The sequence below is a fragment of the Actibacterium sp. 188UL27-1 genome, from assembly GCF_016901225.1.
Taxonomy (GTDB): domain Bacteria; phylum Pseudomonadota; class Alphaproteobacteria; order Rhodobacterales; family Rhodobacteraceae; genus 188UL27-1.
Genome location: NZ_JAFEUL010000020.1, coordinates 1 through 17383 on the forward strand (window position 1 = coordinate 1; position 17383 = coordinate 17383).

Consider the following 17383-nt stretch of genomic DNA (forward strand, 5'->3'; position numbering starts at 1 on the left):
TATCGCAATGGTCTTCCGATCTCCTCGTCCCGCGCAGAAGGCTGCGTGGACGACATCGGCAACACACGGATGGGAAAGCGCCGTTGCATGAGGTGGTCACCCAAAGGCGCCCATCGCGTCGCCGTCGTGCGGGCCGCTGGTCTCGACGGAAGGTTGACCAGCGCATACCACAGCCGGACACCCATGTTTTGCCCAATCCCGCTTCGTGACCGTCGGCAACCTGCAAGCAACTGGAAGAGGAGTACACCGATCCATTGCCAACCCAGAGGCCGACATCGAGGTCTTCATTGACGCGATACAGTAGCGAGAACTACTTCCGCATGAAGTCTGGAAACTTATCGGGATCGATCCGGTGTTTTCCGTCCTTGTCGCTGGCCCAAGGGTTACCAAAAGCCTTCGGATCGGGTGGCGTCTCTTCTGTCAGGTCGGCAGCTTTCAACCTCCGTCGCTCGCGCTTGTGCTCAGCCTCTTTGAAGCGTTTGTCGCTCTCGGCCTTGGTGATACCCGTAATCGGTGTCTTGCGTCGGGATCGGGACATCTCACAGCACATCCGCGTTGTCGTTGACTTCCTTAGCATACGTGTATGGCGGCAACGTCCCGCCGCGCTTCAAGAGCTCTTCCCTGATCTGAGCTCTGGCCCACCGGCCACCTTTGGCGTCCTTGCTGTATCGCGCATGCAGACTGCATTCCATCAATTGTGCGATAATGCTGCCATCCAGATCGCTTTTCGCACTGCAATCAATTTGGGTCATCTCAAAACTCCGCTTTGTGTTCGAAGTCCTGCCAATGCTTATTCTCGGACAGCGTCTTGGCGCGTTGTTCAATTTCCCGGATTGTGACCGGAACGTAGACCCAAACGTCAATACCGACGTTGACGGCATTCCGGCTTCCCATCCACTAGTCGTGGACATCACCGAAAAGGTGCAGCGCGCCTGACCTAGCCGAGTTTGTTCGATTTTGGTCTATGAGCATGGGTCCAAATGTTGACGAATAGGACCAATGGTCCTACAATGAAAGTGTAACAAGGACTAAGAGGTCCGGTTAGGTGAAAGGCGCAGAGATGACCCAACAAGAGCAAGCATTGGTGGATGACAAGATGCGAGCGGAAATTGCCAAGCTGTTGGCCGAGACCAAGCAAATAGGTGTTAACACCTTTCTGGCACCCGCACTTGCTGCCGCCGCGTTGATGGGGGGCACCGCCGCTGTCGTCAAACTTTTCTTCTGATGACCTCTGATGAGTTTAAAGAGGCCCGATTAAAGCTGGGCCTTTCGCTTTCGCAGCTGGCCGCAATTCTGGCAACAGACCCACGCACGATCCGGAAATGGGAAGCGACTTACGGAACGAATTCCCGGAACCCAAACCCAGTTGCCGCGCAAGCGATGCGTTGGATGCTGGACGGTTTTCGTCCGCCGGAATGGCCCGATCAAGGCTGCAATCGCTGACTGATGATGCCCCGTCCGGTGCAAGGGGAACCGAAACGGGGCGTTAAGAAGAGACTGTTGGTCAATTCCGTCGGCGGTCATCGCCATCGCCAGCTATACCACTCCTAAATCTTGCCGCAAATACCCGATGCAGTTCAAGGCTGAATTGCGGCGGCATAGCGCGGCCATTATCCGTACTTATTGGTATGTTAGCGCACGTCCCTGTTACGAAGGCGCTCAGAAAATCCAGGCATTGCTGGCGCAAAGCCCGGTCGTGCGGTAATTTGGGTTTATGCAAAAGCGGGGTTTGTCATGAAACGAGGTCTGATGGCGGCGGCGATTGCTCTGACGGCTGGCGCGGCACAGGTTGAACCGCGCCGAGTTTTCCGGAGGCTGATTGGTCTTGGTTACGCGGCGATGTCTGATCTTTCCAGAGCCGCGTAGAAGTTTACTTCGGCCTCTGCTGGCGGAATGTTTCCGATGGGTTCCAGCAATCGGCGGTTGTTGAACCAGTCGACCCCTTCGAGTGTAGCGTATTCCACCGCATCGAGACTGCGCCATGGACCACGCCTGTGGATAACCTCGGCCTTGAACAGTCCATCGATCGTCTCGGCCAGGGCATTGTCGTAACTGTCGCCGACGCTGCCGACGGAAGGTTCGATCCCCGCCTCTGCCAGGCGCTCGGTGTAGCGAATGGACAGGTATTGCGATCCGCGATCGGACTGATGTGTCAGGCCGGACCCAGGCTGGCGTTGATGCACAGTCTGTTCCAGCGCGTCCAGGACGACCCCGGCATGCGCTGTCCGGCTGACGCGCCACCCGACGATACGACGGGCGAAAACATCAATGACACAGGCCACGTATACGAAACCCTGCCATGTCGCGACGTAGGTGAAATCGTCGTCCATTGGTCGCTCAGACCAATGGCGCAACCAGGGACGACCCCATGGGACATTCGGCGCAGGTGCTTGCAGATCGGTTCGACCCCGATGGCTTCCCGGTGTTCCTCGATGAAGGCGATCCTGTCCTGGACCGGCGGTCGCGCTCCGTCCCGCTGCCCGGCAGGCGATTGGTACAATCGCCGAGAGGGGGGCAAAATATGCCGACGCCTTCCGCAGGATCTCATTGGCCTGCTTCAGCTCGCGGTTCTCGCGGTCCAGGGCTTTCATCCTCTCGGCCATCTCGGTCGTGACACCGGCGCGGTCGCCCCGATCAATCTTCGCCTTCTTGCCCCACGCGTTCAGCGTCTGAGATGCGCAACCGATCTTTGAGGAAATCGACAGGATCGCCGACCAGCGGCTCCCATGCTGCCCGGCGTGGTCCAGAACCATGCGAACCGCTCGGGCGCGCAGTTCGGGGGAATACTTGTTCGTCGTCTTGCTCATGATGCTCCATCCTACTCAGGAGTTGGAGCCTCCAGAAAACAACGATCTTTAAGCCATCCGGGACGACAATTGGCACCGTCGTCGCCAGAGCAATTGCAGCATGTACGTTGAAAAATAGCAGCGCAACAACCGACGGAAAGCCGATCCCAACCATCCCTTTGCGTTCGTGCTTTCGCTTCTTTTACCTGTACTGTAAAAATCCTATGAATTCTATCGGATTTCTTCCTGGATCGGTGAGCATGCCCAAATATGCCAGATGACACGCGCGTGACAATACCCCTCGCTTCGTCAACTATGATCAGCGCGCCGCGTCTGCAGATCAATGAATTAAGCGTCGGTTACGGCGACTTACAGGTGATTGAGCATCTCACTCTTGATATTCCAACCGGCGATCTTACGGCGATTATCGGCCCCAACGGTTGCGGTAAGTCTACATTGCTCAAAGCTATGGCGCGCGTGTTGCCTGCGCGAGCGGGTCAGGTACTGTTAGATGGCCAACCAGTGCACAACATGCAGACACGCGATGTCGCGAAGCTTATGGCGCTGCTACCGCAGGCACCCGTTGCGCCTGAAGGATTGTGCGTGCGCGAGTTGGTTGCGCAGGGACGCTTCCCTCATCAATCGTTCATCCGGCAATGGTCGCGCAAAGATACGGATGCCGTAGCGCGTGCGATGGCTGCGACCGATACAGAATGCTTCGGTGATCGTTCCGTAGATGCACTTTCCGGCGGGCAGCGACAGCGCGTCTGGATCGCCATGGTGCTGGCACAGGAAACGCCAATCCTACTACTTGATGAGCCGACGACGTTCCTCGACCTCAAGGTGCAGGTTGATCTGATGACGTTGCTCCGCCGGATCGCCCACGAGGACGGCCGCACGCTGGTAATCGTGATGCACGAGCTCAACGTCGCTGCGGCCTTTGCGGACCGGGTCGTGATGATGCGGGATGGGATGGTTTTGGCGGCGGGGGCGGTAACCGACGTTTTCACGGAAGGTAACCTAGCGGAAGTGTTCGGTTTGTCCGCGACGGTGCTGAGTGACCCCGAGACCGGGAGACCCGTTTGCATCCCGAGGTTGGGCGCGAGATGACCGGGCGTCGGACAGCGATCTGTGCGCTGGCACTTGCCGGCCTGCTATTGATATTGTCATGGCACATCTCGGTCGGCGCCAAGGCGATCCCCTTGACCACGGTTGTCCAAGCCTTGCTCTTTTATGATGATACGATCTTTGACCATGTGGTGATCCGTGATCTGCGTCTGCCCAGAGCGTTGATGGCAGTGGCCGTCGGCGCAGGATTGTCTGTTGCAGGGGCGCTGATGCAAGGCGTTACACACAACCCGCTGGCGGATCCGGGCTTGCTTGGCTTGCTGGCAGGCGCAAGCTTGGCTGTTGTGCTGGGCACGGCCCTTGGTATCGGGTCCGCAGCCGCCATTCCTCCACTCGCGGCCTTTGGTGCACTTGTAAGTGGGGCGGTCGTGTGGAGCATCGCTATGGCCATTTCGGGTGGCGCCACGCCCATGACGTTGGTCCTTTCAGGAGCTGCCGTGACCGCTTTCCTCACTGCGCTGACGGCAATCCTGCTGTTGATCCACCAAACAGTCTTCGAAGCTTTACGGGTCTGGCTCACGGGCTCTCTCGCCGGGCGGCCCGATCAGGTCGGCCTCTGGGCAACAGGTTGGTTATTGGCTGGTCTCGTCACCGCCCTTGGGGTGGCACGAAAAATTACAACACTTGCGATGGGGGAAGATACTGCAACTGGGCTAGGTGTCGATGTGGCCAAGCTGCAGATGGCAGTCCTGTTCTCTGTCGTGGCACTGACGGCATCGGCGGTAGCCCTCGCCGGTCCAATGGGGTTCGTTGGGCTGGTGGTGCCACATATGGTTCGTCTAATTATCGGGTACGACTACAGGTTGATTGTGCCGTGGGCAGCTGTTGTTGGGGCCACCTATATGCTTCTGGCTGACATCGCCGCAAGGATGCTGCTAGCACCCATTGAGGTTTCAACCGGCCTCATAACAGCCTTGCTCGGTGCGCCGATCTTTGTCTGGCTGGTGAGGACCCGGTTGTGAGCCCTACGTTTTGGCGAAAACTTGATGGGCGTGTAACCTTCGCCGTGCCTCTGCGCGCTTTGGCGGTCTTCGCCACCCTCCTTGGGCTTACCTTTGCAATCATTCTCGCATCCTTGATGCTGGGCAGCTTCCCCCTTTCCGCAGCAAGCGCTCTGGCCACTCTTGCAGGACAGGCTCCATCGGAGATGGCCCTAACGGTGGTCTGGGAATTTCGTTTCCCTCGCACGCTGACAGCGGCGTTGGCCGGCGCGTTACTGGCGGGATCGGGGGCGATATTGCAAACAGTGACACGCAATGCGCTCGCTGACCCCTCTCTGGTCGGTGTGAGCCAAGGTGCGGGGCTGGCCGTGGTGAGCACGCTGATACTGTTCCCCGAAACACATGCGGGTCTGCGCCCTTTATTGGCGTTTGGAGGAGCGCTTTTCGTAACCGTTCTGATACAAGCAATCGCGATGCGAAGCGCTGGTGGATCAACCATGCGCTTCATCCTTACAGGCATCGGTTTTGCGGCGTTCCTCGGCGCCTTTACTCAGGCAATGTTGACCTACGGGGATCTTGATCATGCGACGGTCGCACTCAGGTGGCTGGCAGGTTCTGTGCATGCAGCAAACTGGGAGAGTGTGCTGGTGCTCGCGATATCGCTGTCCGTCTTGATCCCCGCGCTGATCTGGGCGGCGCGGCCCCTTGGCGCCGTGCGTATGGGGCATGAGATTGCCACAAGTCTTGGCGCCACTGTCCACCGGGACCTAGCGTTGCTGATAACGCTTTCGGTTGCACTGGCTGCAAGCGCCGTGGCAATTGTCGGACCGCTTGGCTTCGTTGGCTTGATCGCGCCTCATATGGCGCGACGGCTTGCTCGCAGCGGACCGGGCTTGCATCTGGCGCTGTCACTGGCAACGGGAGCCATGCTGGTCACCGGGGCTGATCTGATCGGACGAACGCATTTCGCTTCGGTGCAGATACCCGCCGGGCTTGTCACCGCAATCGTCGGAGCGCCGGTCTTTGGTTGGCTGCTACTATTTGGTCGAGGCAGGTGATTATGCCAATTTGAAAGGAGGATGTAAGCGTGCGCTGAATACACATTGTCAGTTGCTCAGCGCTGATTACACGCGTCAAAGCTTAACTGACCTACTCACTGTCAAGGTAGGCATTCAATACGGCAGATAGCCTTTTTTCAAGCTGCTCGTGGGGTGCCTGCTCAATCTGTACAGAGCTAAAATGCGAAATGACCACGCTGTCTGTATCCGTTTTCCGCGACCCGTATCCGTGCTTAGATTGATTTAGGATCGCGACATAAACCAGATCTATAAGGTAGGTAAAAGCCGTCATGACCTTGGCCTCGGGCACGCCGCTTTGGTGAAGAGCCGTGAGCATCCGCTCAACCAAGGGAACGACAAATAGGCTCCCCCGTCCACCCGAGAGAAGGTGCAAAACGAGCCATCTCTCCTTTGCCAAAACGTGATAACCGGCCATCGCAACGACAATGATCTCTTCGATTGCCGGGAGGCTGCGAGGAGGGGGAACATCGATCTGCAAAGCGATCTCATCCACCATTCTCGCAATCAGGTCTTCGCGGTTTTCGATGTGATTGTACAAGGTCATCGGCCCAGTATCGAGGACTTGTGCGACACGGCGCATGGACAAACCTTCAAGACCTTCCGAGCGGGCGATCGTAAGCCCGGCAGCGATGACTTTCTGCGTATCAAGCCTGGGTTTCCGAGGTTTCATCGTCTTCTTTGGTAACTTCCCGACTTTTCTTATCATGTAATAGGTACGGCGTACGTATTTCGTGTTGACCTTACTCGAATGGCTCTTACTTTGGGCGGCGAAAATACGTCAAGCCAGCCATAGCCAGCTCAGCGTCGCGATCCTTTTGTGAAGCGAGACTGTTATGCGCACGACCTTAACATCAACCATTGCCGTCACTTCCATGATGCTTGCGGCGGATACACAGGCGCAAGACGGAGTGCCGTTTGACCTTGGAACAGTCGTTCTGGAAGGTGAACGTGTTGAACGAACTGTATTCGACACGGAGTCCTCGGTTTACGCACTGGGAAGCGACGACATCGCGGAGCGGCCACAAGTCCGAGATGTCGAGGGCGTTTTGTTGGATGTACCTAACGTTCTTGTATTCGGAAGTTCCAATGAAGCGCCGACAATCCGAGGCCAGCAAACCCTTGGCCCCCTTTCTGGCGGTCTCGCGACGCTAAGTGGTTCACTCCCCAGAGCCACTATAAGCGTGGACGGCCGCGCGCTTGGTTTCAATGAATACGTGTTTGGGTCAACATCCATTTGGGACGTCGACACGATCGAGGTATTTCGCGGTCCTCAGACCACCTCACAAGGCGCAAATAGTATCGCCGGTGCAATCTACGTCAGAACAAACGACCCCGTATTTAAACGTGAATTCGCGTTTAGGGGCGAAACAAGCTCTTTCGATGGATACCGGTTCTCCGTCATGGCCAACACCCCCTTGTCCGATAGCGTTGCCGCCCGTTTGGCATTTGATGACCAACGTCGCGACACCTTCATCGACTATGAGACACCAGGACAGCAATTGGTCGACGGCGTGGATCAGTTCACCAGTTTCACCGGCCGCGCCAGCTTACTTTGGCAACCAGTGGAGATACCTGAACTATCGATGCAACTGACCTATGCGCGCAGTGACGCAGATCGCCCTCAGACCGAAAACGTTGATCTCCCGTTCGAAGACCTTACCCGTACGTCGAACGTCTTTCCCCCGACCTTGCCCACGCAGTCAAATTCTCTGATTTGGGAAACAGATTACGCGTTCTCCGACACGTTCTCACTGCGTAATACCATGACATTCAGTCAGTATGATGCGCAACGCAACGTTGCCATGTCCGATCAGGGTCAAACTGACATAGATGGCGAAGACTTTTCAAACGAGGTTGTGCTGGACTTCGGCTCTGCTGATGGTCGCCTTACAGGCGTGACCGGCGTTTATCTGCGGCAGATTGATGAGGAAACTGAATTTCGCTTTGCTGGCGCTGATACATTTCTGCACGATGAGAAGACCAGTATCGGCGTTTTCTTGAACCTGCGTTACGAGTTGAATGATCAATGGGATGTGGGCGGCGGTGCACGCCTCCAACGGGATCGTCAGGTCAAATCTGGCAGCATTCTGACCGGGTCAACTTTGGAGCGAACGGTTGATTTTGATGAGACATTCGAGGCTGTCCTGCCAAGCATCTCTATAGGTTTCGAACCGAACGAAGATCTGCGTTTCTCCTTTCTCGCCTCTAAAGGGTACAACCCTGGCGGCCTTGGGGTTAGCGGGGGGATCTTGTTTAACGCACCCGGTACTGATCCTGTGTTCCTTTTTGATCAAGAAGAGGTTTGGACGTATGAGTTGGGCGCGCGCGCCAACCTTCTGAAAGATACGCTGACCCTTACCGCCAACATATTTTACAGTGATTTTAGGAATGCACAGCGTAGCATCGTTACCAACATAACCGGTTTTGGCCCAGATGAGATCGTCCGAAATGCCGAAAGTGCAGAATCTTACGGTCTCGAACTATACGCAGACTATCGACCGAGTGATCGACTCAAGGTCACTGGTGGACTGGGACTGTTACATACTGAATTAAACCAGTTCGATGCGGCCCTGTCGCCAATCACCGGCAATGATTTCGCCTTTGCACCAGAAGTAACCGCGAGCTTTGGCCTTGATTACGAGGTTGTCCGAAACCTCATGATCGGCGGTCAGATCAGGTTCAACAGTGGATACTACTCTGACGATGCGAACACAGGTGATTTGAAAGTAGACGACTTCACGATTGTGGATCTCCGGGCGTCCTATGCCCTGGCGAATGGTGGGGAAATCTATGGCTACATCAACAATGTCTCAGACCGCATTGCTGCGACAAATATTATCCCAGGTGGAACTGTTGTTGCGTCGACAACAAAACCTCGGGAGATCGGTATAGGAGCCACATACCGTTGGTAAAAAAGCGAAATCATAGCTCCTGGATGATGTCCCTTGGCGCTCGGTGTGTTGCACTGCTTTTGATGGTGAGTAGTTCCGCGTTACCCGCTTGGGGTCAAAACGTCGATTGCCCTGACGATACTGTTTCATTCGAGCATCTGCGTGGTGCGACCTGTATCCCAAGGGAACCCGAACGAATTGTCGCGACTTGGGACACGGGCGGCGCCCTGCCGTTAATGGAACTGGGGGCACCCGTTGTCGGAACCGGGTTTCGCCAAGGCAGAGATGAGCAACCTTATGTTCGAGGTGTCAGTGACGTTCTGGGACAAAGCGCAATTGACGATCTTCAAAGCATCGGTCAAGGGCTTTCGGTCGATATCGAACGTATCGCTACACTCCAGCCGGACCTGATTGTCGCGCATGATTTCAATGAGGATATTTACGACCAGCTATCAGCGATTGCACCGACCGTTCTGATGCCAGGCATGACGAACTACAAAGAATACATCGAGATGTTAGCTGACGTTTCCGGCCGCCAGGAGGTTTTCGAAACACGGTGGCAGCACTTTGAAAGAGAGATCGAAGTCGCACGTCAATTGATCGGAAAGCCTGAAAACATCACTGTTTCGATGCTTGATATCAACGCTGATGGGATTTGGTACTATCCCGGATGGGGAGCCTTGGATCACGTCATTGAAGCCATTGGATTTGCCCGCCCCATGTTACAGGCCGATGCGGATGGCAATATTTACGGCCTCAGTATCGAGCGTGTTGGTGAGCTTGACGGTGACGTTCTACTTACAGGATACGCCTTGGATTTTGATCAACCAATATCGCAGCTAGAGACATGGATGGATGGCGGTGGCGCGTTATGGAGACGCTTGCCTGGCGTTCAAGCCGGGCATCACTATTGGTATGATCGCAATTTGTGGAACGGTCGGTCCTTTGCTTCATTGGAAGCTTCCTTATCCGGTCTGCTTTTATTGACGGCGGGGCGTGACAGTGACCCGCGGTAGAAACTGTCTGGTCAAAGGGCTCACCTGCGTCACCCGCCAAAAGACACGGAAGGCCCATATCTTCGTCAGGATCAAGTTGGTGTCGGGAAGGCAGCCGCAACCAAGGCGATTTTGTTCAGAACATCCAGCTTCCCATTTGTGAAATACCCCTTCTTGATGGCACGATAGGGCTTGAGACAGCGATGCGCGCATGGTGGCGCGGTTCAGGGAAGCGTTAAAACTTGCCACCCGAATGCAGGATGTCATGGAAATCCCGGGATAGGCTCTCCTGGACACCTAGGATCACGCCCGGACCGTTCAAAACAACTCGGTGCCACAGGCGTGTGAAAGGGCTGTGATAGATAAACCCGTGGGCGATCACTGTGACAGGTGCCGGGAAGTGCCGCCTATGGCCGTGCCAGCAATCCATCTGTCACAAGTCGGACATGGGCCTCTTTGAAGGCGTTGATGTCCAGCGGGTCGATCTTGTGGAAAATGCGTAGCCACAAAGCCGCAAAAATGGCCGGCGCGACAAAGACACGAACATCGTCACCACGGCAGGCCACCGATAACTCTCCGTTTATAATCCCCCGTTCGATCAGGGCGCGTATCGCGGCTTCACCTTTAGACAGGATCTCCTGACGGTAGAACAGGATCAGGTCGGGCATGGCAGAGCCTTCCGCCACGAGCGTTTTCAAGATGACCCCGCCTTCATCGCTGACTAGACGAGCATAGATCAGGTCGATGGCCCGGGCAAAGACAGTCCGAAAATCACCGTTCGCGTCTTTCGCCATGCCTGCCACGATATCAATCGTGACTTCGACCGACCCACGGATCGCTGCCTCAAAAATCGCCTCCTTGGTATCGTAGTATAGGTAAATCGTGGTCCTCGAGATGCCGGCTCGTTCGGCGATACCTGCCATCGTGCTGCGGCCAAATCCTTTCTCGTCAAACTCGCGAAACGCTGCGGTGATGATTTCACCGGGCCGGTCATCCTTCCGCCGTTTGCGGGTGGGGGCAGTATTTGTCATTCATCCTCTTGTCGCCTCAAAGTTACTGACATAGATGTCAGCAACTAATAGTATAACTCTTGGATCATCATGACCAAAAGCTCGCAACAGTCGACTGGCTTGCCCCTGCAAGACACCGGCATCTCCAAACGTGACCAGATATCATCACGAGCACGCCCCAGATGGCCGTTCTTGCTTATCCTGATATTCATTCCGTTCATGTTCATCGGAGGCGTGTTGGGGCTGTATTTTCAACCGCCGGGCCTGCAAGCGCTGTTCAAGGTAACGGGGCTGCAGCCCGGTGGCGGCACCGACACGCCGATTGCCGTCGCGATCCAGCAGGTGACCGATCAGGAAGAGGTCGCTGTCATCAGCGAAGGAGACGTGGTTGCCCTTGGACGCATCATGCCCCTTGGTGACATTGTCACAGTTGCGCCGCCCTTTGGCGCAGGTGATGCACGGATCAGCTCACTGAATGTCAGCGTGGGCGATGAGGTTCCCGCGGGTGAAATCCTTGCCGTGCTTGACAGCCTGTCGCAATTCGAAGGTCTGCTGGAAACCGCGCGTGCCAATGTCTCTGTTGCGCAGGCAAGTCTTGATCAGACGGTGGTTTCAATTCGTGCAGGTCAGGATGAAGCGCGCGCCTCACTAGAGCGATTACTTGCCACTGAAAAAGCGGCCGTGGATGACCTGGACCGCACCGCAGCCCTGATGGAACGGGGTGTTACCACAAAGACTGTCCTCGATGCCGCGATTGCCCGAGCGACCGAAGCCGCGCGCGACGTCGAAAAGGCGCGCGCAACGCTCACCCGGTTCGATGCCAATGCAGATGGCGTGCAGGCTGATATCGCTGTGGCGGAGGCCAATCTGCAGGCCGCACGCGCGCAACATACCCAGGCAAAGCGCGATGTGGAAAAGGCACATGTCCGGGCGCCCATTGCCGGCACAATCCTTGATGTCCACGTCCGACCGGGTGAACGGCCCGGCAGCGACGGTGTGCTTGATATGGGTGATACGACACAAATGACGGTTGAGGCGGAGGTCTACCAGACGATGATCGGTCGGGTCGCCGTCTCAGATCCGGTCACCATCTCTGCCCCGGCAATTTCGGATGATTTGACCGGCTTTGTCAGTGCGATTGGCCTTGAGATCGGTCGCCAGTCCATCACCTCAGACGATCCCGCAGCGAACACAGATGCCCGCGTGGTGGATGTGATCGTGGCCCTTGACCCGGCCTCCAGCAGCCAGGCGGAACGTCTGACAAACCTTGAAGTTGTCACCCGGATCGATGCGGGGCGTCATCTGCCATGACCGCCTTTCTGACAGTCCTGTTTGGTCGGCTGCCCATCGGTTGGTTGCAGCTGTCGCATAACCGGACCCGCCTGTTTGCCGCCATCGCCGGGGTCGCATTCGCCAATCTTCTGGTCTTTGTCCAACTGGGCATTCTGGGAGCGCTGAACAATACGACGACTGCGCCTTATGCCCTGTTTGATGCCGATATCATAGTGTCATCTGCCGACGCGAATACCTTGACCGACGGCAGCAATGTCGCGCGACAGCGGCTGTTTCAGGCGATGAGTGTTCCCGGTGTCGCGGAAGGCGCGCCGCTTTACATGGCAAACCTCGAATGGCAGCGGAGCGATGGCAATTTTTCCACTTTGCAATCCTTTGGCGTCGGAGTGGATCAGACCGAATTTCTGGCCCCTGATATTGCGGCCGAGTTCAACGTGCTTGCGCTTGAAGATACAGTTTTAATCGATCGGACGACACGCGGTCTGCCAGGGGATATGCTCGGCAGCATCTCTTCACGAACGCCATTCATTTTTGAAGCGAACGGAAGAACGCTATCAGCCATCGGGACCCTAGCCGTCGGGGCCGGTTTTTCGTCTGATGGAACGCTTTTCACCTCTGACCAAACCTTCCTAAGGCTTTTCACCAATCGCAGTTCGGGCGCCCCGAACCACATCCTGCTCAACGTTCAGGATGGAATTGACCTTACTGTTGTGGTGGATCGGTTGAGGGAGGTCTTGCCCCTCGACAGCGTCCAAGTGAATACCATGGCCGACGCAGCTGCGGCTGATAGAAGCTATCAAACAACCGAACGTCCGACGGGCATCATCTTTGGTTTTGGTGTCCTGATCGGTGTACTGGTCGGTATCGTGATCGTCTATCAGATCCTGTCGGTGGATGTTTCCGACCACCTGAAGGAATATGCGACGTTCAAGGCGATGGGCTATGGCCACAGTTTCTTCCTTGGTATCGTGTTTGAAGAAGCGATTATTCTCGCCCTATTTGGCTTTATCCCTGGACTACTAACCTCAATCGCCCTTTACGCAGGTCTGGCGACCGCAACCGGGCTTCCCATTGCGATGGGGCCAGATCGTGCAGCGGTCGTGCTTTTGGGTACACTGCTAGCCTGCATAATTTCAGGTGCTGTCGCTACCCGCCGATTGGCCGGGGCAGATCCGGCAGACTTATTTTGACCCGGCGTCTCGAAAACACCTCGCCGATCAAGGTTGCCGGGCTGAACCATTGGTTTGGCACTGGCGACGCGCGCAAGCAGGTCATCTGGGATGTGAACCTGTCGGTGACCCGGGGCAGTCTGACAGTTCTGATGGGGCCGTCCGGATCGGGAAAGACTACGGTACTGACCCTCATGGGGTGCCTGCGAGAGGTTCACGATGGCAGTGTTCAATTGCTGGGGGCGGAGCTGAACGGCGCAACAGAAGCCGACGCGGTCGCCCTGCGCCGCAGGCTGGGTTTTATCTTTCAGGCGCATAACCTGCATGAAAGCCTGACAGCCAGCCAGAACGTTTTAATGGGTCTCGAAGTCCACGGGCGTGGCGATCCAGCCCAACAGATGCGCGCAGCGCACCACGCCTTGGAGCTCGTCGGCCTGGCGGACCGTCTCTATTATCTGCCCGCCAACTTGTCGGGTGGTCAAAAGCAACGGGTCGCGGTCGCGCGGGCCCTGGTTTCCAATCCAGAGATCATGTTTGCCGATGAACCCACGGCAGCACTCGACAAGGCATCAGGCCGAACCGTTGTAGAAATTCTCAAATCCCTGGGGCGCGAGCGTGGGACGACAACGGTGATGGTCACCCATGACAATCGCATTCTGGAATTGGCCGACCGGATCGTAACGCTCGAAGATGGCCGTATTGTAGATGACGTATAGGGCGCCGCGTCAAACAAATGTCAGCCAAGACCAGCGCATGTGTACTGCCCGATTTTCATGATCAGTTTCAGCAAACTTTTGAGGTTTGCAAAACAGTCAATCTCATGGCGAATTATTGCAAGGCATCGCAACTGGATCTGTGCGGATTTCAGCTTGGCTCATTTGAAATATCTGGATCGCCGACTGTAGCCATTATTACCACTCAAGCAGCGAGGATCCCAGCTTGCGTGATCATAATCGTTTTGGAGTTTGGTATGGATGTGCTCTTCACTGGCGAATATTGGAACGAAAATCGTACTTCCATCCCCGATCAGGACGCCTTCCTTGGTGGATTTAGGCGCACGGAGGAGCCCCTCGACATCACGCAAAACTTCGATTTTGGATCCAAGAACGATGACCATGGCGGGTCAAAGCGATGGGGCGGTGAAAAGCACAGCGTCACCATCCGCACCGGCAGCCTGTCCATTGATGTCTTGTTTGGCTTCGGCTCGTCTCTGGATCAGGGTGCGGACGATAAAAGCTCGGGGGTGCGAATTTCCAGATTTCCGGCAAACCCACCAATACCGCGCCTGTCTTTGAAAGTGACACCGTCAATCTTGGTGATCGGATAATCGACGGCACATTCGGTATCGTAGCTAGTGCTATCCATGGTGAAACCGATGCTGATGGTGACCCGCTGAAGGTCGTCAAAGCCGAAGATGAAGTTTGCGGTGCGGTTCGGCTGTCCGCCAATGGCAACATGTTTTTCAAACCTGAAGACGGCTTTGAAGGCGAGGCCAGTTTTACCGCCGTAATCTCTGACGATAAGGGTGGCATGGCGGAACGCACGGTACTGTTCAATGTCACGCAGGGGGATGCCGATGTATCCCCAGTCGGTGATGACGCCCCAGATCCAGATCTGGACCCCGCGCCACAGCCCGATTCTGATCCGGCCCCGGAATCCGATGACCTGGTGCGCTGGTCCGAAGAGTTTGGCAATTTCGGTACCAACGGTCAGGTGGTGACTGGAGCAGGCGAACGGTTCCTACTGGATGAAAACGCAGATGTCGGCGCGGTCGTCGTTGATGGTGGTGAACTGATTGTTCAGAATGGCCGCGACATCACCCTGAGCACCGACTGGTTGTTGGTGATGGATGGTGGTCTCTTTTAGGTTGGGACGGCAGCAGACCGCCACCAAAGCGATTTCACCCAAGAACTCACCGGTGATGATCGCAACCGTGACACGGATCTGCGCCCCTACATGGACCGTATGATGCCCGGCATAAATACGCAGATCGAGGACAATGACGCTTTCCTGATGGCCATGGGTCAGGGCTCAACCATCAACATCCATGCCGCCGATGCAGCCAAGGAGACATGTCACAGTTACGCAGCACAGCCGAACAAGGCGACACCGTCCTGCGTTTGAATAAACCAACGGGGTGGGAGGTCGGCGATTGCATCGCCATCGCTTCCAGCGAATTTCACCATAAACAAGATGAAGAATGGACCATCGTGGAAATCCGTAACAGAGGCCGGGATATCGTCCTGGATCGCGCCTTGGACGATCGCCATTGTGGAGAGGTCGAAAGCTACGATAATGGCAAGCGTGGCACCGACGCTCGAAACTGGGATGTCGACATGCGCGCCGAGGTCGGACTGCTCGGTCGCAACGTAGACATCACAGGTAATGAGAATGCCAGCCAAGACAAGTTTGGCGGCCACACCATGATCATGCGCGGAGCCCAGATGTATATCTCCGGCGCGGAATTCACCAAACTAGGTCAGGAAGGGATCCTGGGTCGCTATGGCGCGCGTTGACACCTGAATGGTGACGCAGCAGGTCAGTTCATCGAAAACTCCGCGTTCCATGAGATCTACAACAAAGGCATCACCCTGCACGGCGTTCAGAACGTTCGTGTCGAAGACAACGTCGTCTTCGATATAATCGGCCATGCATACTTTACCGAGGATGCCGCCGAGTTTGGTAATACGATCAAAGACAATCTGGGCTTTGGTACCAACGCGACCCGGTCCGAAGCGTCGGCGGTCGCAACCGCCGATTTCGACCATGTCTCAACCTTCTGGATCGAGAACCCCAATAACACGATCATGGGAAATCACGCGGCTGGGTCTGATTTCGTAGGCTTATGGTTCGCGCCATGGCAAGTTCATGGCCAATCGGCGGCCAGCGGTGAACGTGATGACCTCAATCCGCGCACTGATGCGATCCGGGATTTTGTTGGCAACTCCGCCCATTCCAACGAATTCAACCTTGGGGTCGAGGGTCACGCTACCGAACCAAGGGACGGCAAAACCGAGTTCCGCGCCAGTCTGTATAACCCTGACGATGACTGGGAGGTCCGGGATTTCACGGCGTACAAATCCTCTGATCGCTCAATCTGGACACGGGCCTTCAACGGGGATTTTGTCGGCATCAAATCTGCTGATAATACGAGGGCCACATTTTTTCCTATACCTCCATGATGATCAACGGCGTGATTATCGGCAAATCAGCTGGAAATGGCGCGGCAAATGATCAAGGGCCCCATCGCGGTCACTCAATATATGATGGACCGTCCGGTATCGACAATGTCCATTTCGTCAACTTCAACGGTCGTGATAGCGTGATCCAAACCAACGAAGCGGCGGAGAAGGCGGCCACCCATTGAGCCAAAGGGATCACGTTCGAAAGTGTTGGCGACGCCAACAAGGTTGACTTCGTGCCAGCTTCCTTCCGTGACTACATTTGGTCCAGCGGTTTGCGGGACATCGACGGATCCATCACTGGCACGGTTGGTGCAACCCTGACGCCAATCATGACCGTGGACTTTGCTGGGTCAGAGATCAACAAGGCTGGCGTTTCCACCCGGCACGACGATTGGGGCGCATGGGTCGTTACTGATCCCGAAATTGATCTTGGCTGGTTGCATGTGCGACCGATCAATCAAAATGCGTCTACCCATGATGGCACCTATGACCTGATCCGATCCGATGGCGAGCAGGTGTTGGGCCAGGTGGCGACATTTGACAAATTTCCCAATCCGAACGTGGTGCTCTGCGAGGATCATTCCTACCGGTTCCGCTTCCATGACCTGCCGTCGACCCGAGGGTTTGACGCCGCCATGACTGGCATGGAGCGTGGGGAACGCGTTGTCTACACGTTCGAGGATATGCCCAGAGGCGCCACGATCAGCGACGCAACCGCGCGCAACTCGACCGGGCCAATAGCACGGCCTATTTCTGGAGTGGCAATGATTTGGTTATTAAATTTGTGGCCGACACCCAGGACAGCAAGCTGCCCAATTCGGATGATCCGGAAGTGTTGAGATTGAGCAATCGGGACAGCATTCAGGTGAAATGGTAAAGCGAGTGGCGGCCTTATCCGATTGGGTC

At 55.9% G+C, this 17383-nt stretch carries 20 protein-coding genes and 2 pseudogenes; 16 read left to right on the forward strand and 6 right to left on the reverse strand.

Going from position 1 to position 17383, the window contains the following annotated elements:
- Positions 1-156 (forward strand): annotated as a pseudogene (locus tag IU397_RS19220) (ISKra4 family transposase); the annotation flags it as partial.
- 154 nt (positions 157-310) lie between these two features.
- Here the strand turns inward: IU397_RS19220 and IU397_RS19225 are convergent.
- The gene (locus tag IU397_RS19225; protein WP_204416885.1) at positions 311-538 is read right to left on the reverse strand and encodes a hypothetical protein; all 228 of its coding nucleotides are present in this window, start codon (positions 536-538) and stop codon (positions 311-313) included.
- Between the two features lies 1 nt (position 539).
- Positions 540-752 carry a hypothetical protein gene (locus IU397_RS19230; protein WP_204416887.1) on the reverse strand — a complete coding sequence of 71 codons (213 nt, stop codon included), beginning with the start codon at positions 750-752 and terminating at the stop codon, positions 540-542.
- A gap of 308 nt (positions 753-1060) precedes the next feature.
- On the opposite strand from IU397_RS19230, the gene IU397_RS19235 reads away from it, so the two are divergent.
- Complete coding sequence (locus IU397_RS19235; RefSeq protein WP_204416888.1) at positions 1061-1225, forward strand: hypothetical protein; 165 nt, start codon at positions 1061-1063, stop codon at positions 1223-1225.
- 604 nt (positions 1226-1829) lie between these two features.
- Here IU397_RS19235 and IU397_RS19240 read toward each other — a convergent pair.
- Positions 1830-2807: pseudogene (locus IU397_RS19240) on the reverse strand (IS3 family transposase).
- 249 nt (positions 2808-3056) lie between these two features.
- On the opposite strand from IU397_RS19240, the gene IU397_RS19245 reads away from it, so the two are divergent.
- The 3 genes from IU397_RS19245 to IU397_RS19255 are packed head-to-tail and all read left to right on the forward strand — an operon-like array spanning position 3057 to position 5913.
- Positions 3057-3896, forward strand: a complete 840-nt coding sequence (locus IU397_RS19245; protein ID WP_239479927.1) for an ABC transporter ATP-binding protein — start codon at positions 3057-3059, stop codon at positions 3894-3896.
- Complete coding sequence (locus IU397_RS19250) at positions 3869-4876, forward strand: iron ABC transporter permease (protein ID WP_239479928.1); 1008 nt, start codon at positions 3869-3871, stop codon at positions 4874-4876. The genes IU397_RS19245 and IU397_RS19250 overlap by 28 nt, the downstream gene beginning before the upstream one ends.
- Complete coding sequence (locus tag IU397_RS19255) at positions 4873-5913, forward strand: iron ABC transporter permease (RefSeq protein WP_204416890.1); 1041 nt, start codon at positions 4873-4875, stop codon at positions 5911-5913. The genes IU397_RS19250 and IU397_RS19255 overlap by 4 nt, the downstream gene beginning before the upstream one ends.
- A gap of 91 nt (positions 5914-6004) precedes the next feature.
- On the opposite strand, the gene IU397_RS19260 is transcribed toward IU397_RS19255, so the two are convergent.
- On the reverse strand, positions 6005-6604 hold the full coding sequence (locus IU397_RS19260) for a TetR/AcrR family transcriptional regulator (RefSeq protein ID WP_204416891.1): 600 nt from the start codon (positions 6602-6604) through the stop codon (positions 6005-6007).
- Between the two features lie 163 nt (positions 6605-6767).
- Here IU397_RS19260 and IU397_RS19265 point away from each other — a divergent pair, with 163 nt between their 5' ends.
- Both IU397_RS19265 and IU397_RS19270 read left to right on the forward strand, forming a co-directional pair.
- Positions 6768-8846 carry a TonB-dependent receptor gene (locus IU397_RS19265; RefSeq protein ID WP_204416892.1) on the forward strand — a complete coding sequence of 693 codons (2079 nt, stop codon included), beginning with the start codon at positions 6768-6770 and terminating at the stop codon, positions 8844-8846.
- A complete protein-coding gene (locus tag IU397_RS19270) occupies positions 8840-9841 on the forward strand; it encodes an ABC transporter substrate-binding protein (protein WP_204416893.1) in 1002 nt (333 codons plus the stop codon). Before IU397_RS19265 ends, IU397_RS19270 begins: the two co-directional genes overlap by 7 nt.
- Positions 9842-10227: 386 nt before the next feature.
- Here IU397_RS19270 and IU397_RS19275 read toward each other — a convergent pair whose 3' ends face one another.
- Entirely contained in the window at positions 10228-10851 is a 624-nt protein-coding gene (locus IU397_RS19275) for a TetR/AcrR family transcriptional regulator (protein ID WP_204416894.1), read from the reverse strand.
- Between the two features lie 171 nt (positions 10852-11022).
- Here IU397_RS19275 and IU397_RS19280 point away from each other — a divergent pair, with 171 nt between their 5' ends.
- The 7 genes from IU397_RS19280 (at position 11023) to IU397_RS19310 (ending at position 15808) form a co-directional block, all read left to right on the forward strand.
- Positions 11023-12141: an HlyD family efflux transporter periplasmic adaptor subunit gene (locus tag IU397_RS19280; protein ID WP_204416897.1), complete on the forward strand. Its 1119-nt coding sequence runs from the start codon at positions 11023-11025 to the stop codon at positions 12139-12141.
- Complete coding sequence (gene devC, locus IU397_RS19285) at positions 12138-13313, forward strand: ABC transporter permease DevC (protein ID WP_204416898.1); 1176 nt, start codon at positions 12138-12140, stop codon at positions 13311-13313. Before IU397_RS19280 ends, devC begins: the two co-directional genes overlap by 4 nt.
- A complete protein-coding gene (locus tag IU397_RS19290; protein WP_204416900.1) occupies positions 13310-14008 on the forward strand; it encodes an ATP-binding cassette domain-containing protein in 699 nt (232 codons plus the stop codon). Before devC ends, IU397_RS19290 begins: the two co-directional genes overlap by 4 nt.
- Positions 14009-14025: 17 nt before the next feature.
- Positions 14026-14619 (forward strand): hypothetical protein, encoded by a 594-nt coding sequence (locus IU397_RS19295; RefSeq protein ID WP_204416902.1) that lies wholly within the window; start codon positions 14026-14028, stop codon positions 14617-14619.
- On the forward strand, positions 14550-15158 hold the full coding sequence (locus IU397_RS19300; protein ID WP_204417003.1) for a cadherin-like domain-containing protein: 609 nt from the start codon (positions 14550-14552) through the stop codon (positions 15156-15158). Before IU397_RS19295 ends, IU397_RS19300 begins: the two co-directional genes overlap by 70 nt.
- A 90-nt stretch (positions 15159-15248) precedes the next feature.
- The gene (locus IU397_RS19305) at positions 15249-15416 is read left to right on the forward strand and encodes a hypothetical protein (protein ID WP_204416903.1); all 168 of its coding nucleotides are present in this window, start codon (positions 15249-15251) and stop codon (positions 15414-15416) included.
- Entirely contained in the window at positions 15365-15808 is a 444-nt protein-coding gene (locus tag IU397_RS19310) for a hypothetical protein (protein ID WP_204416904.1), read from the forward strand. The genes IU397_RS19305 and IU397_RS19310 overlap by 52 nt, the downstream gene beginning before the upstream one ends.
- On the opposite strand, the gene IU397_RS19315 is transcribed toward IU397_RS19310, so the two are convergent.
- The gene (locus IU397_RS19315; protein WP_204416905.1) at positions 15767-16060 is read right to left on the reverse strand and encodes a hypothetical protein; all 294 of its coding nucleotides are present in this window, start codon (positions 16058-16060) and stop codon (positions 15767-15769) included. The two genes, IU397_RS19310 and IU397_RS19315, sit on opposite strands and share 42 nt — an antisense overlap.
- Positions 16061-16485: 425 nt before the next feature.
- On the opposite strand from IU397_RS19315, the gene IU397_RS19320 reads away from it, so the two are divergent.
- Positions 16486-16659: a hypothetical protein gene (locus IU397_RS19320; RefSeq protein ID WP_204416906.1), complete on the forward strand. Its 174-nt coding sequence runs from the start codon at positions 16486-16488 to the stop codon at positions 16657-16659.
- Between the two features lie 51 nt (positions 16660-16710).
- The gene (locus IU397_RS19325; RefSeq protein WP_204416907.1) at positions 16711-17316 is read left to right on the forward strand and encodes a hypothetical protein; all 606 of its coding nucleotides are present in this window, start codon (positions 16711-16713) and stop codon (positions 17314-17316) included.
- Positions 17317-17383: the final 67 nt, after the last annotated feature.

Excerpts from the sequence above, each read along its gene's own strand:
- IU397_RS19260 (WP_204416891.1), bottom strand. The coding sequence starts at position 6,604 with ATGAAACCTCGGAAACCCAGGCTTGATACGCAGAAAGTCATCGCTGCC.
- IU397_RS19230 (WP_204416887.1), bottom strand. The coding sequence starts at position 752 with ATGACCCAAATTGATTGCAGTGCGAAAAGCGATCTGGATGGCAGCATT.
- IU397_RS19275 (WP_204416894.1), bottom strand. The coding sequence starts at position 10,851 with ATGACAAATACTGCCCCCACCCGCAAACGGCGGAAGGATGACCGGCCC.
- IU397_RS19245 (WP_239479927.1), top strand. The coding sequence starts at position 3,057 with ATGCCAGATGACACGCGCGTGACAATACCCCTCGCTTCGTCAACTATG.
- IU397_RS19265 (WP_204416892.1), top strand. The coding sequence starts at position 6,768 with ATGCGCACGACCTTAACATCAACCATTGCCGTCACTTCCATGATGCTT.
- IU397_RS19235 (WP_204416888.1), top strand. The coding sequence starts at position 1,061 with ATGACCCAACAAGAGCAAGCATTGGTGGATGACAAGATGCGAGCGGAA.
- IU397_RS19225 (WP_204416885.1), bottom strand. The coding sequence starts at position 538 with ATGTCCCGATCCCGACGCAAGACACCGATTACGGGTATCACCAAGGCC.
- devC (WP_204416898.1), top strand. The coding sequence starts at position 12,138 with ATGACCGCCTTTCTGACAGTCCTGTTTGGTCGGCTGCCCATCGGTTGG.
- IU397_RS19305 (WP_204416903.1), top strand. The coding sequence starts at position 15,249 with ATGGACCGTATGATGCCCGGCATAAATACGCAGATCGAGGACAATGAC.
- IU397_RS19295 (WP_204416902.1), top strand. The coding sequence starts at position 14,026 with ATGTCAGCCAAGACCAGCGCATGTGTACTGCCCGATTTTCATGATCAG.
- IU397_RS19310 (WP_204416904.1), top strand. The coding sequence starts at position 15,365 with ATGTCACAGTTACGCAGCACAGCCGAACAAGGCGACACCGTCCTGCGT.
- IU397_RS19315 (WP_204416905.1), bottom strand. The coding sequence starts at position 16,060 with ATGGTCGAAATCGGCGGTTGCGACCGCCGACGCTTCGGACCGGGTCGC.